Source organism: Frigoribacterium sp. Leaf263, from assembly GCF_001422285.1.
Classification (GTDB): domain Bacteria; phylum Actinomycetota; class Actinomycetes; order Actinomycetales; family Microbacteriaceae; genus Frigoribacterium.
The window spans coordinates 16,428-34,296 of record NZ_LMMO01000003.1 but is presented as its reverse complement, the minus strand read 5'-3'; the positions used below and the strand labels follow the sequence as shown (position 1 = coordinate 34,296).

At 73.8% G+C, this 17,869-nt stretch carries 18 protein-coding genes, 1 pseudogene and 1 riboswitch; of the genes and pseudogenes, 8 read left to right on the top strand and 11 right to left on the bottom strand.

What is annotated here, in order from left to right; genetic code table 11:
• Nucleotides 1-7: 7 nt before the first annotated feature.
• From ASF17_RS04185 to ASF17_RS04175, 3 genes are read left to right on the top strand one after another with little or no spacing between them, the layout of a single operon-like run.
• A complete protein-coding gene (locus ASF17_RS04185) occupies nt 8-478 on the top strand; it encodes a MarR family winged helix-turn-helix transcriptional regulator (RefSeq protein WP_055798130.1) in 471 nt (156 codons plus the stop codon).
• A complete protein-coding gene (locus tag ASF17_RS04180) occupies nt 475-1,857 on the top strand; it encodes a cryptochrome/photolyase family protein (RefSeq protein ID WP_055795723.1) in 1,383 nt (460 codons plus the stop codon). Before ASF17_RS04185 ends, ASF17_RS04180 begins: the two co-directional genes overlap by 4 nt.
• A complete protein-coding gene (locus tag ASF17_RS04175; RefSeq protein ID WP_055795721.1) occupies nt 1,854-3,308 on the top strand; it encodes a serine hydrolase domain-containing protein in 1,455 nt (484 codons plus the stop codon). The genes ASF17_RS04180 and ASF17_RS04175 overlap by 4 nt, the downstream gene beginning before the upstream one ends.
• Before the next feature lie 44 nt (nt 3,309-3,352).
• On the opposite strand, the gene ASF17_RS04170 is transcribed toward ASF17_RS04175, so the two are convergent.
• A complete protein-coding gene (locus tag ASF17_RS04170; RefSeq protein ID WP_082475053.1) occupies nt 3,353-4,399 on the bottom strand; it encodes a carbohydrate kinase family protein in 1,047 nt (348 codons plus the stop codon).
• A 196-nt stretch (nt 4,400-4,595) separates the two neighbouring features.
• On the opposite strand from ASF17_RS04170, the gene ASF17_RS04165 reads away from it, so the two are divergent.
• The 3 genes from ASF17_RS04165 (at nt 4,596) to ASF17_RS04155 (ending at nt 6,537) form a co-directional block, all read left to right on the top strand.
• On the top strand, nt 4,596-5,051 hold the full coding sequence (locus ASF17_RS04165) for a GNAT family N-acetyltransferase (RefSeq protein ID WP_235476363.1): 456 nt from the start codon (nt 4,596-4,598) through the stop codon (nt 5,049-5,051).
• 88 nt (nt 5,052-5,139) lie between these two features.
• The gene (locus ASF17_RS04160) at nt 5,140-5,697 is read left to right on the top strand and encodes a TetR family transcriptional regulator (RefSeq protein WP_055795719.1); all 558 of its coding nucleotides are present in this window, start codon (nt 5,140-5,142) and stop codon (nt 5,695-5,697) included.
• Nucleotides 5,698-5,718: 21 nt separating this feature from the next.
• Nucleotides 5,719-6,537: a dienelactone hydrolase family protein gene (locus ASF17_RS04155; RefSeq protein ID WP_055795717.1), complete on the top strand. Its 819-nt coding sequence runs from the start codon at nt 5,719-5,721 to the stop codon at nt 6,535-6,537.
• Nucleotides 6,538-6,670: 133 nt separating this feature from the next.
• Here the strand turns inward: ASF17_RS04155 and ribH are convergent, their stop codons facing one another.
• From ribH to ASF17_RS04125, 7 genes and pseudogenes are all read right to left on the bottom strand, one after another.
• Nucleotides 6,671-7,153, bottom strand: a complete 483-nt coding sequence (gene ribH, locus ASF17_RS04150; RefSeq protein ID WP_055795715.1) for a 6,7-dimethyl-8-ribityllumazine synthase — start codon at nt 7,151-7,153, stop codon at nt 6,671-6,673.
• A 116-nt stretch (nt 7,154-7,269) separates the two neighbouring features.
• Nucleotides 7,270-7,917 (bottom strand): annotated as a pseudogene (ribB, locus tag ASF17_RS04145) (3,4-dihydroxy-2-butanone-4-phosphate synthase); the annotation flags it as partial.
• Nucleotides 7,918-7,964: 47 nt separating this feature from the next.
• Nucleotides 7,965-8,594, bottom strand: coding sequence for a riboflavin synthase (locus ASF17_RS04140; protein ID WP_055795713.1), 630 nt, complete (start codon nt 8,592-8,594; stop codon nt 7,965-7,967).
• 1 nt (nt 8,595) lies between these two features.
• Nucleotides 8,596-8,724: a hypothetical protein gene (locus ASF17_RS16085; protein WP_255354987.1), complete on the bottom strand. Its 129-nt coding sequence runs from the start codon at nt 8,722-8,724 to the stop codon at nt 8,596-8,598.
• 82 nt (nt 8,725-8,806) lie between these two features.
• A riboswitch (FMN riboswitch) is annotated at nt 8,807-8,944 on the bottom strand.
• 86 nt (nt 8,945-9,030) lie between these two features.
• The gene (locus ASF17_RS04135) at nt 9,031-9,726 is read right to left on the bottom strand and encodes a pentapeptide repeat-containing protein (RefSeq protein ID WP_082475051.1); all 696 of its coding nucleotides are present in this window, start codon (nt 9,724-9,726) and stop codon (nt 9,031-9,033) included.
• Nucleotides 9,727-9,785: 59 nt separating this feature from the next.
• Entirely contained in the window at nt 9,786-11,213 is a 1,428-nt protein-coding gene (locus ASF17_RS04130; RefSeq protein WP_055795710.1) for an L-serine ammonia-lyase, read from the bottom strand.
• 65 nt (nt 11,214-11,278) lie between these two features.
• The gene (locus tag ASF17_RS04125) at nt 11,279-11,821 is read right to left on the bottom strand and encodes a MarR family winged helix-turn-helix transcriptional regulator (RefSeq protein WP_200913433.1); all 543 of its coding nucleotides are present in this window, start codon (nt 11,819-11,821) and stop codon (nt 11,279-11,281) included.
• A gap of 89 nt (nt 11,822-11,910) precedes the next feature.
• On the opposite strand from ASF17_RS04125, the gene ASF17_RS04120 reads away from it, so the two are divergent.
• Nucleotides 11,911-14,070 (top strand): MMPL family transporter, encoded by a 2,160-nt coding sequence (locus ASF17_RS04120; RefSeq protein WP_055795707.1) that lies wholly within the window; start codon nt 11,911-11,913, stop codon nt 14,068-14,070.
• 33 nt (nt 14,071-14,103) lie between these two features.
• Here the strand turns inward: ASF17_RS04120 and ASF17_RS04115 are convergent, their stop codons facing one another.
• Nucleotides 14,104-14,700, bottom strand: a complete 597-nt coding sequence (locus ASF17_RS04115; RefSeq protein ID WP_055795706.1) for a thermonuclease family protein — start codon at nt 14,698-14,700, stop codon at nt 14,104-14,106.
• The gene (locus ASF17_RS04110; RefSeq protein ID WP_055798116.1) at nt 14,697-16,079 is read right to left on the bottom strand and encodes an MFS transporter; all 1,383 of its coding nucleotides are present in this window, start codon (nt 16,077-16,079) and stop codon (nt 14,697-14,699) included. The genes ASF17_RS04115 and ASF17_RS04110 overlap by 4 nt, the downstream gene beginning before the upstream one ends.
• A gap of 191 nt (nt 16,080-16,270) precedes the next feature.
• Between ASF17_RS04110 and ASF17_RS15825 the strand changes: the two genes are divergently transcribed.
• Nucleotides 16,271-16,408 carry a hypothetical protein gene (locus tag ASF17_RS15825; RefSeq protein ID WP_200913432.1) on the top strand — a complete coding sequence of 46 codons (138 nt, stop codon included), beginning with the start codon at nt 16,271-16,273 and terminating at the stop codon, nt 16,406-16,408.
• Nucleotides 16,409-16,546: 138 nt separating this feature from the next.
• Here the strand turns inward: ASF17_RS15825 and ASF17_RS04100 are convergent, their stop codons facing one another.
• Entirely contained in the window at nt 16,547-17,746 is a 1,200-nt protein-coding gene (locus ASF17_RS04100) for a GAF domain-containing protein (protein WP_156357306.1), read from the bottom strand.
• Nucleotides 17,747-17,869: the final 123 nt, after the last annotated feature.

Below are 17,869 nucleotides of genomic sequence, written 5' to 3'. Positions count from 1 at the left end.
GGTGGAGATGAGCGAGACATCCGTGGCCGTCGGGGCCTGGGAGGCCCTCTTCCGCGCGCAGGTGAGCGTGATGCGCGAGCTCAACGACTGCTTCCCGACTCAGGAGATCTCGTTCAACGAGTACGACGTGCTCTTCAACCTGTCGAACCAGCCCGAGCGCCGGGCGCGCATCCGCGATCTGACCCGCCACCTGCTGCTCACGCAGCCGAGCATCAGCCGCATGGTCGACCGCCTGACCGCCCGAGGCATCGTCGAGAAGCTCAACGACCCGGCCGACGCGCGCGGCATCATCGTCGCCCTGACCGACCACGGCTACGAGCTCTACCGGCGGACCGCCGTCGCCCACGCCGCCACCATCCGCCGCCGTGTGGGCGGCAGCCTCCCCCACGACGATCTCGTCGCCCTGACCGACCTCTGCACCCGGCTGCTCGCCGGCGGCGGTCCGGCACCCCTCACCGACCAGGAGAACCCCGCGTGAGCGCACCCTCGATCGTCTGGCTCCGCGACGACCTCCGCGTGGCCGACAACCCCGCCCTGCACGCTGCGATGGAGCGAGGCGAGCCGGTCGTGGTCGTCTACGTGCTCGACGACGAATCCGAGGGGGTCCGGCCCCTCGGCGGTGCGTCGCGATGGTGGCTGCACCACAGCCTCGCGGCCCTCGACGAGTCACTCCGCGCGATCGGCGTGACGTTGACGCTGCGACGGGGCGCCGCCGCCGCCGCGATCACCCAGCTGGTCGCCGACGTGGGCGCCGGCGCCGTCTTCTGGAACCGTCGGTACGGTCACGGGCCCCGTCAGGTCGACGCCGGTCTCAAGGCGGGACTGCGCGACGGCGGAGTCGTCGCGGACAGCTTCCAGGCCAACCTGCTGTTCGAGCCCTGGACGATCCAGACCGGCCAGGGTCAGCCCTTCAAGGTGTTCACCCCGTTCTACCGAGCCTGCCTCGATCGCCCCGAGCCGCGTCAGCCGCTCGACGAGCCCCGGTCGCTCACCGCACCGGCGGCGTCGGTGGCGAGCGACGCCCTCGACGACTGGGGTCTGCTCCCCACCCGCCCCGACTGGGCCGCTGGCCTCCGCGAGACCTGGACCCCGGGCGAGGCCGCCGCCCTCGACACCCTCGAGGACTTCGCGACCGGGGCCCTGGCCGACTACGGCGACCGCGACTTCCCGGCGCAGGAGGCGACGAGTCGGCTGTCGCCGCGCCTCCGGTTCGGCGAGATCAGCCCGTTCCAGATCTGGCACCGGATGCGCGGGGCCCTGCCGGACGCCTCGCGCGAACGCGCCCAGTCGTTCCTCCGCGAGGTCGTCTGGCGCGAGTTCAACCACACCATCCTCTTCACGTCGCCCGATCTCGCGACCGTCAGCTACCGACCCGAGTTCGAGAGCTTCCCCTGGGCCGACGTGCCCGAGAGCGAGATCGACGCCTGGCGGCACGGCCGCACCGGCGTGCCGCTCGTCGACGCCGGCATGCGGCAGCTCTGGACGACCGGCTGGATGCACAACCGCGTCAGAATGGTGACGGCGAGCTTCCTGATCAAGAACATGCTCGTGGACTGGAGGGTCGGCGAGGCCTGGTTCTGGGACACCCTGGTCGACGCCGACGAGGCCAACAACCCCGCGAACTGGCAGTGGACGGCCGGATCGGGCGCCGACGCCGCACCGTACTTCCGGGTCTTCAACCCGGTGCTGCAGGCGAGCAAGTTCGATCAGCATCGCGACTACATCCGTCAGTGGGTGCCCGAGGTCGACGACGACGACTACCCCGAGCCCCTCGTGGACCTCAAGGCCTCGCGCCGGGCAGCGCTCGACGCGTACGAGACCATGCGACGGACGCCCGTCGAGACCGAGCAGTCGTGACCGGCTCGACCCGCGCCTCCGGCATCGACGCGGTCTTCGCCGCCCGCGAGACCGAGCGGAAGGCCCCGAGCGCCGTCTGGGCCACCTTCGACCGCGACGGCGTGACCCACCGCGGCGCGTCGGGCACGCTCGACGGACGCAGGCCCGGCCCCGACACGGCGTACCGGATCGCGTCGTGCACGAAGAGCTTCACGGCGACCGCGCTGCTCGCCCTCCGCGACGCCGGCGAGGTCGATCTCGACGCGCCCGTCACCGACTGGGTCCCGGCGTTCCGCGAGGTCGCGCTGCCCACCGCCGATTCGCCGGTGCCCACCATCCGCATGCTCGCGACGATGTCGGCCGGGTTCCCCACCGACGACCCGTGGGGCGACCGGCAGGAGTCGCTGACGGACGCCGGTCTCGACGCCGTCCTCCGGCGGGGCCTGACCTTCGACAGCGTGCCCGGCACGACCTTCGCCTACTCGAACCTCGGATACGCCCTGCTCGGCCGCGTGATCGCCGAGGCCGCGGGTCGGACGTACCGCGAGGTGATCGAGCGCGACGTCCTCGAACCGCTCGGACTCGCCTCGACCGGCTTCACGACCGACGTCGACGCCGCCGGCGGCCTCGCGGTCGGACACCGACGCGTCGGCGACGGATGGGAGCCCCTGCCGTTCTCGGGTCCGGGCGCGTTCTCGTCGATCGGCGGGCTCTTCAGCACGACCGACGACCTCGCGCGCTGGGCGCGCTGGCTCGGCTCGGCGTTCGACCCCGAGGCGGAGGGCGACCACGAGGGCGTCCTCTCGCGCGCCTCCCGCCGGGAGATGCAGCAGATCCAGCGGTTCGTCCCCGGCCTCGGCGCGCACCCCGGCGGGTACGGCCTCGGTCTCTTCGTCGAGCACCACCCGGATCACGGCGCGATCGTCTCGCACTCGGGCGGGTACCCCGGCTTCTCGGCCCACATGCGGTGGCACGCCGCCACGGGCGTCGGAGCGATCGGCTTCGAGAACGCCACCTACGCGCAGGTGTCGGTGCCCGTCACCCTCGCCCTCGACGGGCTGCTGGCCGAGACGGCCTCGTCGCGCGTCGCGACGGCCCCGTGGCCCGAGACGCTCGCCGCCCGCGACGCCGTCGAGGGGCTGGTGCTCGGCGACGACGAGCCGGGCGACTGGCTCGCCGAGAACATCGAGCTCGACGTGCCCCTCGGACGACGCCGTCGGCAGTGGGCGGAGGCCGTCGCCGCGGTGGGCGGCATCGCCCGGATCGACGCCGCAGGGGACGCCCCGGCGGAGGACCGAGGAGGCGCGCGCGGCACGGTCGCGGACGCCCCCGTCGACGAGTCCAAGGCCCCGTCGCATCTGGTCTGGCGCCGCGCGGGCCGCCGCGGGCTGCTCCGCTTCGAGATCCGGCTGACGCCGGAGTCCCCGCCCCGCGTGCAGACGCTGACCGTCCGGGCCGAGACCGCTCACTGAGGCCCGGCCGGCGGCGCGCGAGTCTCAGGCGGAGGCGACGCTCCTCAGGCGGGCGGGCGGCCGCCGGTGACGGCGAACGCGCGGGCCGCGGCACGGGCGCCCCGGCGGGCGGCCACGCCGGGCTTGCGGTTCGTGCGCCACGAGTCGATGAAGCCGGCGACGAACGCGTCTCCGGCACCCACCGGGTCGACCATCCGCGTGGCGAGGGTCGCCACGTCGACGACGGGACGGCCGTGACGGGCGAGCACCGCGCCTCCGTCGTCCCGGACGACGCAGACGACCCCGAACCGACCGGCGAGGGACTCGGCGATCTCGTGCTCGGTGTCGAGGCCCGTCAGCAGACGCCCCTCGGCGGGACTCGGGAAGAGCAGATCGGCGCCCTGGACCGTCTCGAGGAACGCCTCGGCGCCGAACCGGTCGATGAACCCGCTGCTGCCCGGATCGACCGAGACGGCGACGCCGGCGTCGCGCGCGCGGGCCAGGAGACGGCGGAGCGGGACCGGCGTCCGCGAGTGGACGACCGAGTAGCCGGTGACGTGCAGGACGGCCGCCGAGCGCAGCAGCTCGTCGGGCACCTCGTCGGGGTCGAGGGTCGCGCTCGCCCCGCGGTCGGTGTACATCGACGACTCGTCGCCGTCGACGGTGATGACGACCGTCCCGGTCGGATGATGGGCGTCGTAGGTCAGCCGCGGTGCCACCCCGGCGTCCGCGAGCAGCTGCGCGTGCCGATGCCGGTCGGCGATCCCGACCCGTCCGACGAAGTCGACCTCGGTGCCGAGCGAGCCGAGCCACGCCGCGGTGTTCGCGGCCGCGCCGCCGGCCCGGTGCCGGATCAGCGCGTCGGTGTCCGTGCCGCGGACCATCGGGGTCGTCGCGGTGACGATGATGTCGTCGAGCACGTCGCCGAAGACGACGACGCGGCTGCGGAACCCGCCCGCCGGTCTCGGAGCGTCCAGCGGATCCCTGACGTCGATGGGGTCGGTGGGGTCGACCACGGCGAGAGGATCGGTGCCGTCGGGCGACGCGCTCGCGACGCCGGCGCCGGCGTCGGGGGAATCGGGGCTGTTCGGTCGGGGGTGGGCGGTGGTCATCGGTCTTCCGGGAGGCGCGAACGCGGACGCGCGGGGGTCGGTCGGTCGGGGCGGACGGGGATGCCGTGTCGGGCACGACACCCCAGACCATCACACCGTCGCGCTCGACGGGGTCATCAGGGGGGCAGAATCACCCGTCTACCCCCGCCAGCTTCACCCGTTCGGCCGTGTCGGGGGCCGCCGATACCCTGATCCCGTGAACGTCACCCACCGCACCGCCCGACTCGCCGCGATGCCACCCGCCACCCTCTACTCGCTCATGCGCCTCCGCGTCGACGTCTTCGTCGTCGAGCAGCGATGCGCCTACCCCGAGCTCGACGGGCGCGACCTCGAGCCCGACGCCCTGCAGATGTGGTCCGAGAGCGACGACGCAGTGCTCGCCACCCTCCGCGTGCTGCACGACGGCGACGACCGCCGGATCGGCCGCGTCGCCACCGCCGCGAGGGCCCGTGGCCGAGGGCTCGCCGCCCAGCTCATGCGTCGAGCCGTCGACGAGTGCGAGGGGCGGCTGATCCGTCTCGACGCCCAGGCCCACCTCGCCGACTGGTACGCGCGCTTCGGGTTCGTCGTCGACGGTGACGAGTTCATCGAGGACGCCATCCCCCATGTGCCGATGGCACGGGCCGCCGACGCGACCGGCGGGGGTCGCTGACACCGCGCCTCCTCGATGCGGACGGCGTGGTCGGGCCGGCCCGCGCATCGACGCGCGGGCCGACCCTCGCCGCACCTATGATCTGGGGATGCCCCGACGCCCCACACCACCGCGCGAGCGCCTCCTCGATGCCGCGCGAGCGGAGTTCGCCGCCCGCGGACTCGCCGGAGCGCGCATCGACACCATCGCGCGCGAGGCCGAGGCCAGCAAGGAGCGCCTCTACGCGCACTTCAGCACCAAGCGCGTGCTCTTCGACGCGACGCTCGGCGAGAGCATCGACCGGTGGCTCGCCGCGATCCCGTTCGACGCGCACGACCTGCCGCGATGGGCCTCGCGCCTGTACGACCACCTGGCGACGAACCCCGACGACGCACGGCTGCTGCTCTGGGGTCAGATCGAGGGCGCCTCGCTGCCCAGCCCGGGAGTCGTCGACCACGACCAGCTGGAGGCACGTCGCGAGGCGGTGCGCGAAGCGCAGCAGGCCGGCGCGATCCCCTCCGAGTGGGACGCCGACGAGCTGCTGACGATGGTCTTCGGCCTCGTCCTCGCCTGGTTCGTGACCCCCGACGCCTCGAACCTGCACACCGGCCCGCACGAACGACGCTGCGTGGTCGTCCGCCAGGCGGTCACCCGGCTCGTCGGCTGAGCTCGAGAGTACCGTGACGACGTGACCGACACCGACTCCCCCCAGACCCTCTCCCCCGACCTCGAACGACTGCTCGCCACCGTGCCCGACCCGGGTGGCGTCGAGGCCGGCGACGTCGTCTACCGCGACGGGACCACCGATCTCGAGGGGTTCCTCGCCAGGCCGGCCCGTGCCTCCTCGGGGCCGTCGGAGACGTCGACGTCCGAGCTGCGGCCCGGCGTCCTGGTGATCCACGACTGGTTCGGCGTCGTCGACCACGTCAAGGTGCGGGCTCGGATGCTCGCCCGCCTCGGGTACGTCGCGCTGGCCGGCGACGTCTACGGGAAGGGCGTCCGGCCCGGACCCGAGGGCGCGGCTGCCGAGGCCGGTCGCTGGTACGGCGACGTCGAGGCGTTCCGCGCCCGCCTGCTCGCGAGCCTCGAGCGCCTGCGGGCCGAGCCGGGGGTCGACCCCGAGCGCATCGCCGTCATGGGGTACTGCTTCGGAGGCTCGGCGGCCCTCGAGCTCGCTCGCTCCGGGGCCCCCGTGGCGGCGGTCGCCTCGTTCCACGGCGGGCTGTCGACCGGTGCGCCCGCGCTGCCCGGCGCCGTGACCGCGCCGATCCTGGTCATGACGGGCTCTGCCGACCCGGTCGTGCCCGACGACGCGGTCGTCGCCTTCGAGGACGAGCTGCGGAACGCCGGAGCGCCCGACTGGCAGATCGTCACGTACAGCGGCGCCATGCACGCGTTCGCCGTGCCCGAGGTCGACTCGCCCGAGCACGGCGCCCAGTACCAGGCCGTCGCCGACCGACGCTCGTGGGCGCAGATGCGGGCGTTCTTCGACGAGGTCCTGGCGTAGCGGCCGACCGCCGCCGGTCGCGTCGCCCGGCGGGCCGGACCCGCCCCACCGGGCGCGGGGCCGGCCGGCGCGGGGCCGGCCGGCGCGGGTCAGGCCGACGCGGGTCAGGAGGCGCGGGTCAGGAGGCGCGGGGTCAGGCGCGCGGGGCGGCGAGGGTTCTCAGCTGCACCGCCGTGGCGATGGCGGCGTGGGTGGCCTCGGCGCCCTTGTCCTCCTTGGAGCCGGGCAGACCGGCGCGGTCGAGTCCCTGCTGCTCGTCGTCGAGGGTGAGCACGCCGAAGCCGACGGGCTTGCCCGTGTCGAGACTCACCCGCAGCAGCCCGGACGTCGCGGCGTCCGACACGTACTCGAAGTGCGGGGTGCCTCCGCGGATGATGACGCCGAGGGCGACGACGGCGTCGGCGCCGTTCTCGAGCGCCGCCTTCGCGACGACCGGCAGTTCGAAGCTGCCCGGGACGCGCAGCACCGTGGCCGTCGCTCCGAGACGCTCGGCCGCGGCGAGCGCTCCGGCCAGCAGGCCGTCGCTGATGGACTGGTGCCAGGTGCCCGCGACGATGGTGACGCGCACCCCCGTGCCGTCGACCTCGAGTTCGGTGGGTGAGCCTTCGCCGCTCATGCGCGGTCTCCTTCGCTGGTGGTGTCGTCGGGGGTGATGGTGCTGTCGGGGGTGCCGGTGTCGTCGGGGGTGATGGTGCTGTCGGGGGTGCCGGTGTCGTCGGGGGTGCCGAGATCGTCGAGATCCCGGTCGCCGAGCCAGCGGATCAGCTCGGCGATGGTCACGACCGGGACCCCGTCGCGGGCGCCGAGCTCGAGCAGACCCGCCAGGCGCATCATCTCGCCGTCGTCGGCGACGATCTCGCTGATGGCCGCGACGGGGCGCAGACCCGCCGCCCGCATCAGGTCGACCGACGCCTCGGTGTGACCGTCGCGCTCGCGCACCCCGCCGTCGCGGGCGCGCAGCGGGATGACGTGACCCGGGCGGTGGAGATCGTCGCGGACACTCGACGCCGAGGCCAGCGCGCGCAGGGTCGTGGCCCGGTCGGAGGCGCTGATCCCGGTGGTCACGCCGGACGCCGCGTCGACGCTCACCGTGTAGGCCGTGCCGCGGTCGTCCTCGTTGCGCGCGACCATCGGGGGCAGATCGAGGCGGTCGGCCTCGGCGTTCGTCATCGGGGCGCAGATGAAGCCGGATGACACCCGGACGGTCCACGCCAGCCACTCCTGCGTGGCCAGCTCGGCGGAGAGGACGACGTCGCCCTCGTTCTCGCGCGACTCGTCGTCGACGACGATGACGGGGCGACCGCGCCGGAGGTGCCGGAGCGCGGTCTCGATCGAGGCGAGGGCCGGAGTCCGGTCGACCCGCGCCTCCTCGGCGTCTATCGGCGGAGCGGGGGCGGTCGCGGTCGGAACGCTCTCGACGGGGCCGGTCACGGGCGCGCCTCGGCGGAGATCGCGTCGAGACGCAGCATGCGCCTCACATGACGGGCCAGGACGTCGGTCTCGACGTTGACCGCGTCGCCGACCGTCTTGGCGCCAAGGGTCGTGACGGCGAGGGTCTCGGGGATGAGGCTCACCTCGAACCAGCCCTGCTCGGCGCCGGGCTCGCTGATGGCGCTGACCGTGAGGCTGACGCCGTCGAGCGTCACCGAGCCCTTGTCGACCAGCAGCGGAGCGAGATCGGCGGAGAGGTCGAAGCGCACGCGCCGCCAGGCGTCGCCGTCTTCGATCTCGACGACGCGGGCCGTGCCGTCGATGTGCCCCTGCACGATGTGCCCGCCGAGACGGTCGCCGACACGCGCCGCGCGCTCGAGGTTCACGGCGTCGCCGGGGCCGAAGGAGCCGATCGTGCTCATGACGAGGGTCTGCCGCATGACGTCGGCGGTGAAGGTCTCGGCGTCGTGCTCGACGACCGTGAGGCAGACGCCGCTGACCGAGATGGAGTCCCCGTGATCGGCGTCGGCGACCGCGAGGGGGCCGCGGACGGTCAACCGCACGCTGTCGCCCTGATCGTCGACGCGGACGACGCTGCCGAGCTCCTCGACGAGTCCGGTGAACACGTCAGACCACCGCCCCGCGCGTGCGCCCGACGACGTCGCGATCCGCCGACGGCGAGGCCTCCGCGGCAGCCGACGCGGCGGCGGGATCGGCAGCGCGCGCGGTGCGGGCTGTGGCGGTGGGGTGGGTCATGGCGTCCTCCGGTCGGCGTGGTGCTCTCCGGGGACGCGACGCGGGGTCGCCTCGGCCCGCGGCTCGCGGACGAGTCGTCGGGCCCGCGCTGCCTCTCATCCGGACTATGACCGTCGGTACCGGGATTCCACCGGTTCAACCTCGGCCCCTCGGTGACGAGAGGCCTCGGGTCGCGGACTGTGACCGCCGGTTCAGATTTGCACTGACCCCGGAGCGCGTTGCTCTGGCTGCGACGATAGCACCGGCGACCCCCGCGCAGCACCGGTGTTCGACGTGGGCGTAGCACGGCGTCGCACGGCGACGCCCTCAGTCGACGACCAGCCCCAGATGGGCGGCCATGACGGGGGCGAGCAGCGACAGCTGGAGGTCGTCGATGGTGGCGCCGGAGAGCCCCGCCAGACCGTCGATGCGCGAGAAGTCGGTGGTGCGGAGATCGGTGTGGGTCAGGGAGGCGCGGGTCACGTCGAGCGCACCCACCCGGCAGTCGACCAGGGCCACCCGCAGCGTCGTCGCGCCGCTCAGGTCGAGCTCGCCGATGCTGCACCCCTCGATGACGACGTCGGTGAGCCGAGCGCCCCGCAGGTTGAGGTAATCGATCTTGCCGCCCACGAGGCGGACCGACCGCAGATCGGCGTCGAACAGTTCGGCCGAACCCCACCGGGGGCGCTCGACGCGGACGTCGCGCCAGGTGCTCCGGGCGGCCGCGAGCTCGGGGGCGAACGAGTCGCTGAGCACCGACTCGACGAACCGGGCGCCGCGCAGGCGGGTCGCCCCGAGCCGCGGGGACTCGAACACGCAGTCGCTGAACGACGTGCCCTCGAGGTCGCGGTCGGTGAGGTCGGCGTCGATGTAGCGCTCGAGCTCGCGGGAGTCGTGGGCCCCGAGCAGATCGGTGCCGAGGTCGACGAGCCCCCGGGGGTCGACCGGGTCGAGTCGCGGTGCGTCCGTGCCGTGCTCGACCGATGCGACGGAGCGGGTGGCGGGTCGGCGAGGCGGGGTCATGCGTCGAGGCTAACGGCGGCCGCCGACATCGCCGGCCGAGCCGCCGGGCCGGCCACCCCTCAGCACTCGATGACGTTGACGGCGAGACCGGCGCGGCTGGTCTCCTTGTAGCTGTCCTTCATGTCGCGCCCGGTCTGCCGCATGGTCTCGATCACGGTGTCGAGACTGACGACGTGGCTGCCGTCGCCCAGCAGCGCCATCCGGGCGGCGGCGACGGCCGTGCCGGCCGCGATGGCGTTCCGCTCGATGCACGGCACCTGGACGAATCCGCCGACCGGGTCGCAGGTGAGGCCGAGGTGGTGCTCCATCGCGATCTCGGCGGCGTTCTCGACCTGCCGGGGCGTGCCTCCCAGGAGGGCCGTCAACGCGCCGGCCGCCATCGAGGAGGCCGACCCGACCTCGCCCTGGCAGCCGGCCTCGGCACCCGAGATCGACGCGTTGCGCTTGTAGAGGGATCCGATCGCCGCCGCCGTCAGCAGGTACGTGCGGGCGAGCTCGTCGACCGTCGCCCCGTGGAACCGCATCGCGTAGTAGCCGACGGCCGGGATGATGCCCGCGGCGCCGTTGGTCGGAGCCGTGACGACCCGGCCGCCGCCCGCGTTCTCCTCGTTGACGGCCATGGCGTAGGCCTGCAACCACTGCGCGGGCAGGTCCGAGACGAGCAGCGAGGAGGCGCGGCCCTGCTCGAGCGCGGAGCCGCCGAGGGCGTAGCCGGTCGCCCGCTGCTCGTGCTGCCGCAGCATCGTCGCGAACTGGCGGGCGCGGCGCGGGACCTTCATCCAGCCGGGCAGGACGCCCGTCGCCTCGAGGCCCACGTCGACGCACGCCTGCATGGCCGCCCAGCGCGAGGCCAGACCGACCGCGGCGCCCTCGGCTCCGTGCAGGGCGACCTCGTTGCGCCAGGCGAGTTCGGCGATCGTGGCCCCCTCGGCGTCGCACAGCCGCAGGAGGTCGTCGGCGTCGACGAACGCGAAGGGCGCCTCGGCCGTCGGGACGGCGTGCTCGTCGTCGTCGCCGTCTCGCACGACGAAACCGCCGCCGACCGAGAAGTAGACCTCGCGCGCGATGGTCGCACCGGCCTGGTCGAAGGCCTCGACGCTCAGGGCGTTCGGGTGCCGGGGCATGCGCGTGAGCGGCGCCATGCGGAGGTCGTTCGGCGCGAAGGCGATCTGGTGCCGCCCGAGAAGGCGCAGACCGCCGCCGTGCTCGACCGAGCTCTGCATCCCGGTGACGACGTCGGGGTCGCACGACTCCGGCTCCATCCCGGCGAGACCCGCGAGGACTGCCGAGGGAGTGCCGTGCCCCGCGCCGGTGGCGGCGAGCGAGCCGTACAGGACGGCCTCGACCCTCGCGACGTCGGCGAGTCGGCCGTCGGCCTCGACCGCCAGCAGGAACTGCCGGGCGGCCCGCATGGGTCCGACGGTGTGCGAGCTCGACGGGCCGATGCCGATCGAGAAGAGGTCGAGCGCCGAGACGTGGTCGGTCACGTGCCACCTGCCTTCCGAGTACCCGCACGAGGTTACCCGCTGCCGCCGAGGAGGCGCGGGTCGGCTCAGGCGGAGCGCCCCACCTCGCGCGCCCGCTCGGCCATCGCGGCCGACATGCCGTCGAGGAATCGGCGGACGGTGCGGAGCTCCGCCTCGTCGAATCCCGACATGACTTCGTCGCTCATCACGCCGAGGGGGCCGAAGAAGGCGCCGGCCACGGCGCGGGCCCGGTCGGAGTAGCGGACGAGGACCCGGCGGCGGTCGGCGTCGTCGCGACTGCGCTGCACGTGGCCGACCCGCTCCAGACGATCGATGACCCCGGTCGCCGCACCCGAGGTGACGCCGAGCAGCTCGCCGAGGCGGCCGGCCGTGACGGGGTCGCCGCCCCGCTCGGCCTGCATGACGTGCAGCAGAGCCTCGAGGTCGATGTGCCCGAGGCCCTGCTGCGTCGCGAACGCCTGCGCGACCTTCTGCGACTCGGTGGTCAGCCGCTGCATGGACGTGACGATGTCGTCCGCGAGCGGCGAGCGGGTCGAGTCGGTCGGTCGGGTCGAGTCGATCGGTCGGGTCTGGGGGGTCGGGTCGGTCGGGTGGGTCGGGTCGGGCATCGGGCCTCCTGCCCCTCGATTCTTGCGCACCGACCCGGGGATGGGCAATAGTCTTAGCAGCTAAGACATTCACCGAACGAAGGATCACCGTGCGCACCCTCGCCCGATTCGTGAGCGGCCCCCGTGCCGCCTGGGCCGTGCTCGCGGCCACCGCCGTGGCCGTCGCCCTCCTCTTCGCCTTCCTGCCCTCGAGCGAAGGCGACGCCGCACCCCCCTCCGGCGTGCCGGCCTCGAGCCAGTCGGCCGAGGTGACGGCCCTGCTCGAGCGCTTCCCGAGCGCCGACACGACCGTGGGGATCCTCGTGTTCAGCCACGGCGGCGACACCCTCGACGCGGACGACCTCGCCGCGATCGACGAGCGCGCCGGCGCGCTCGCGGACCTGTCGACGACGCCGCAGGCCGTGCGCCCGCAGATCAGCGACGACGGGACGGCCGCGCTCGTGGCCGTGCCCCTCGACGCCGACGAGGCCGACGCCGACGTGGCGGCGACCGCGACGTCCCTCCGCGACGCCGCGGGGGCCGATCTGCCGAAGGGTCTGGAGGCCTCTCTGACGGGCCCGATCGGGTTCCAGGACGACATCGCGAACGCGTTCGCCGGCGCCGACTTCCGACTGCTCCTCGTCACCGTGATCGTGGTCGCCGTGCTGCTCATCGTCACGTACCGGAGCCCCGTCCTCTGGATCGTCCCGCTCGCCGTCGTCGGAACCGCCGACGCCCTCGCCGGGCGCGTCGCCGCCGCTCTGGCCGCGCCGCTCGGCATCACCATCGATGCGTCGATCTCGGGGATCCTCTCCGTCCTGGTCTTCGGCGCCGGCACGAACTACGCGCTGCTGCTCGTGGCCCGCTATCGCGAGGAGCTGCTGCGCGAGCCCGATCGGCACCGTGCCATGCGCACCGCGGTCACGAGCGCGGGCCCGGCCATCGCGGCCAGCGGCGGCACCGTCGCGCTGAGCCTCCTCACCCTGCTGCTCGCCTCGCTCTCGGGCAACCGGGCGCTGGGCTTCGCCTGCGCCGTCGGAGTCGTCATCGCCATCGTCTTCGCGCTGGTGGCGCTGCCGGCGGCCCTCGTGGTCTGCGGTCGCGGGCTCTTCTGGCCCTTCGTGCCCCGCGCCTCCTCGGTGGGCCCGGTCGACCCGGCCGACGTCTCGCGCGACGCCGCCGAGAGCGCAGGAGGCGTCACCCGCCGCACGGCCCCCCGACGCGGGTTCTGGGACCGTCTCGGTCGGGGCGTCTCGCGCCGTCCGGCCGTCGTGGCGGTGTCGGCCGTCGCCGGCATCGCGGTGCTCTGCCTGGGGCTGAGCGGATACACCGTCGGACTCTCGCAGACCGATCAGCTGCTCGGCGACCCCGAGTCGGTCACCGCGCAGAAGATCGTCGACGACTCGTTCTCGGCCGGTCTGACGAGTCGGACGACCGTGCTCGTGCCGTCGGCCGCGAGCGACCGGGCGACCGCGATCGCGGCCGGGACGGACGGGGTCGACACGGCGACGGCCGCCGAGACGTCGGGCGGACTCACCCGCGTCGACCTGCAGCTGACCGCCGAGCCGGAGAGCGACGCCGCCTTCGCCACGATCGAGCGCCTGCGCACCGCGTACGCCGAGGACGGCGGCGAGACGGCGGAGGCGCTGGTCGGCGGAAGCGACGCGACGGCCTACGACACGAAGACCGCCGCGCAGGCCGACATCGACCTCATCGCGCCGATCATCCTCGCGATCGTCTTCGCCATCCTCGCGGTGCTGCTGCGCTCGCTCGTCGCTCCGGTCCTGCTCATCGCGTCGGTGCTGGCGACGTTCTTCGCCAGCCTCGGGGCGTCGACGTGGCTGTTCCAGAACGTGCTCGGGTTCCCCGCGCTCGACACGGCGGTGACGCTCTACGCGTTCCTGTTCCTGGTGGCCCTGGGAGTCGACTACAACATCTTCCTCACCACCCGGGCCCGCGAGGAGGCTCTGGTCCACGGCACCCGCGAGGGCATGATCCGGGCGCTCGCGTCGACCGGGGCCGTCATCACGAGTGCCGGGATCCTGCTCGCGGCGGTGTTCGCCGTGCTCGGAGTGCTGCCCGTGGTGGCGCTGACCCAGGTCGGCGTGATCGTCTGCATCGGCGTGCTGCTCGACACCCTCGTGGTGCGGACGGTGCTCGTCCCGGCCCTGGTGTTCGTGCTCGGCGACCGGTTCTGGTGGCCCGGCCTCCGCAGGGCGACGACGTCCGGCGCCGGCTCGCCCGCGTCGACCGTGGCCGGTCCGCGCTGACCCCACCGAGGGCACGGCGACCCGCCGCGGGCCCTATCGGCAGGCGCCCCAGAGGCCGAGGTCGGCGCGCTCGGCCTCGGCCTCGGCCGCCACGAACCGGTCGCGGTAGCGGTAGCGGTAGGGGTCGTCGTAGGTGTCCTCGCGACCGAAGCCGTCGGCGATCAGATGCTCGTTGAGCATCGTGCCGTCGGGAGCCCACACGTAGCGCAGCAGCCGGTCGTAGCGGTCGGCGTCGCCCTGCGAGGCGTCGGACTCGAGCCAGACCGTCGACCCCCCGGGCAGCAGACCGGTGGTCTCGTCGCTCGCCTCGGGTCCGAAGCAGTCGACGGGCGCGTCGGGCTTCACCGTCTCGGGGGTGTCCACCCCGATCAGCCGGATGCGCTCCCGCTCGCCCTGCACGCGGACCACCACGGTGTCGCCGTCGACGACCCGCTCGACCACGGCCTCGGCCGCCTCGGTCGGGACGCTCGTCGGCACGGCTCCCCCGCCGGGGCCATCGCCCGATCCCCCGCCGGCGCCCCCGTCGAGGAGGCGCGGGAACGCCACGAGGACGACCCCGGCCAGCAGCACGACGGCCAGCCCGACGGCGCGACGACGGGTCAGGGGTCGGCGACGCCTGCGCGGGCTCATCGGGCGAGCCTCGTGCCGCGCAGCTCGGGGAGCCGGGTCGCGGCGACGGCCCCGATCACGAACACGGCGCCGAAGACCACGAACAGGGTCGGCGGACCGCCGAGGGCCAGCACGGGCGGCACCGAGAGCGGCGCTGCGATCGAGGCGAGGCGGCCGACGCCGGCGGCCCACCCGGCCCCGGTGCCGCGCAGGGCGGTCGGGTAGAGCTCGGGGGTCACGGCGTAGAGGGCGCCCCACGCGCCGAGGTTGAAGAACGACAGGAGCATCCCGGACACCAGGATCTGCGTCACGCTGCCGCTGACCGCGCCGAAGCCGAAGAACCCGGCCGCGATCGCCGAGCCGAGCAGGAACGACGCCAGCGTGCCCCGACGCCCCCATCTCTCGATCAACCAGGCCGAGGCCGCGTAGCCGGGCAGCTGCGCCAGGGTGATGATGAGGACGTACTCGAACGAGCGCACGAGCGGGAATCCCTGCGCCACGAGCAGCGTCGGCAGCCAGACGAAGGCGCCGTAGTACGAGAAGTTGGTCATGAACCAGACAATCCAGATCGGCACCGTACGGCGCGCCATCCCGGCGCCGAAGAGCTCGGCGACCGAGGTGCGGGGCGATGAGGCGACGACCCGCGCCTCCTCCGATGGCATCGTCGCCGGGGCGGCCACGCCCGCGGCCTCCTCGAAGTCGCGGACCGTGCGCTCGGCCTCGGCGTGACGCCCCCGCGATTCGAGGTAGCGCACCGACTCGGGCATGCGGAGGCGGACGAACACGGCGTAGAGGGCGGGCGCCGCCCCGATCAGCAGAGCCCAGCGCCAGCCGTCGTCGCTGGTCGGGATGACCAGGAAGCCCACGAGGGCGGCCCCGATCGAGCCGACGGCCCAGAACGCCTCGAGCAGCACGACGACGCGACCGCGGATGCGGCGCGGCGAGAACTCGCTGACGAGCGTCGAGGCGACGGGGAGCTCCGACCCGAGACCCAGCCCGACGACGAACCGGAGCACCAGCAGGACGCCGACCGACCACGAGAGGGCCGAGAGGCCGGTCGCCAGCCCGTAGAGCAGCAGGGTCAGCGCGAAGACGGTCTTGCGGCCGAGCCGATCGGCCAGCGAACCGCCGACCGCGGCTCCGATCGCCATCCCCGCGAAGCCGGCGGAGGCGACCCAGGCCAGCTGACCGGCCTGATCGCGCCACACCACCGCGAGCTGGGCGATGACGAACGACAGCAGACCGACGTCGAGGGCGTCGAGGGCCCAGCCGACGCCCGAGCCGACGAGGAGGCGGCGGTGCTTCGACGTGAAGGGGAGGTCGTCGAGACGGTCGCTGCGGGAGGGCGTCGCGGCCGGTGAGGGCGGAGTCGGGGGGCGGTCGGCGAGGTCGTCGCTCATGTCGGTCACCTGGGTCTCGGGGCGGGCGGGGCGCGCGGGTCGGAGGCGGATGCGCGGGGACCACGGTAGCGTCCGGCACCGACACGGCCGGGCCCGAAGCTGCCAACCCGCCTGCGGGGGCGTGCGGCGGGGCCCGTTGCGCCTAGGCTCCAGCGACCGGACCATCGAGGTCCAGGTACGGAGGCACCACCATGGCAGAGAAATCAGCGAAAAAGGGAACAGCCAAGACGGCGGTCCGCTCACTCAAGGAGAAGCGCGCCGACAAGAAGGACAAGCGGGAGGGCGTCAGCCACTCCGAGGACGCCGTGTCGAACGTGAAGAAGCGCTGACACCGCCCCAGATCGACGTCTGACGACGAGCGGCATCGTGCGCCTCGCCACCCCTGCGGGTGCGGGAGCACGGTGCCGCGTCGTCGTCCCGGGGCGAGGCGGTACCCGTCCGACCGCGCCGGCGCACGCCGCGACCGGTCAGTCCCGGTCGCGCCAGAGGTGCGCCTGGACCCCCTCGGCCATGCTGCGGAGCAGCGCGGCGTCGTGGGGTGTGAACCTCCGCGGCTCGGTGTCCATGATGCACAGCGCCCCCACGCGGTGTCCGTCCGGCGACTCGATCGGGTATCCCGCATAGAATCGGACGCCCGGATCGCCGGCCACGATCGAGTAGTCGGCGTATCGGGAGTCGAGACTCGCGTCCTCGACGACGAAGTGCGAGGCGCGCCGGATCGTGAGGTCGCAGAACGCCTCGTCCCGGGGCAGGACCACCGGGTCGATGCCCCGAGCCGCGCGCATGACCTGAACGTCGCTCTCGACGAGCGTCACCGCGGCGATCGACGTGCCGAACGCCTGCCGGGCCCTCTCGGCGAGGGCGTCGAGCCCGGCGTCCTCCTCCGTGACGGGGCGGCGATCGGCGAGGGCGAGGAGCGCCTCCTGACGCCTCCGCTCGTCGTCCTCCTCCGTGCTGCGCGCAGCCGCCCGGGCCGGATCGAGGGAGGCGCTGACGCGCACCGCGATCGCCTCGGCCCAGCGGCGGTACGCGGAGGACCCCTCGGGCTCTGAGGCTGCCGACGCGTCGACGGGGACGACCTCGACCCCGGGGAGGCGCGCCACGAGCGCCGACGTCGCCTCGTTCATCGTCCGGACGTGCCGATCCACCACGCGCGCCAGTGATCGCGGGAATCCCGGCACGGCCCCGAAGGAGGCGATCGGGAGGACGAGGATGCGCGTGGCCGCCGGCGACCGCCCGGCGACGTCGTCGAGCAGGGCGCCCAGGGCCTCCTCCCACGCCGGGACCGGTGTCAGGGCGAGGGCCTCGTTCGCGCCGACCATCAGGACGACGACGTCGAAGCGCTCGAGATCGACGTCGGCCAGAGCGGACAGACAGCTGTGCGCGGTCATGTCGCCCGTGACGACGGCGTCGACGTCGGTCGCCCGACCCGTGCGCCCGGTGAGCGCCCGCGCGAGGGATGCGGGCAGCCCGAGGTCGTGGGTGAGCACGGCGCGGCCGGTCGCCGCTCCATCCCCCGCGAGGAGGACGCGGTCGGGGTCGGCTCCTCGTGCGTTGACGTGCGGGGAGTCGGCGGGCATGTCGTGGCGACGCCACGATGCGGCGCTCGTCGAGAGCCACCAGCCGATGAGCGGCCGGGCGATGAGATGACGGGGGGAGACGATCATGCGGACCTCGTGCGCATCGGGTCTGCGGAGCACCGGCCCCGAGACGACGACCGTCGAGCGGCGGTCGCCGTCGACGGACTCGGCAGGGTCTGATCCGAGGCACGATCCGCGGCCATCCGCGGC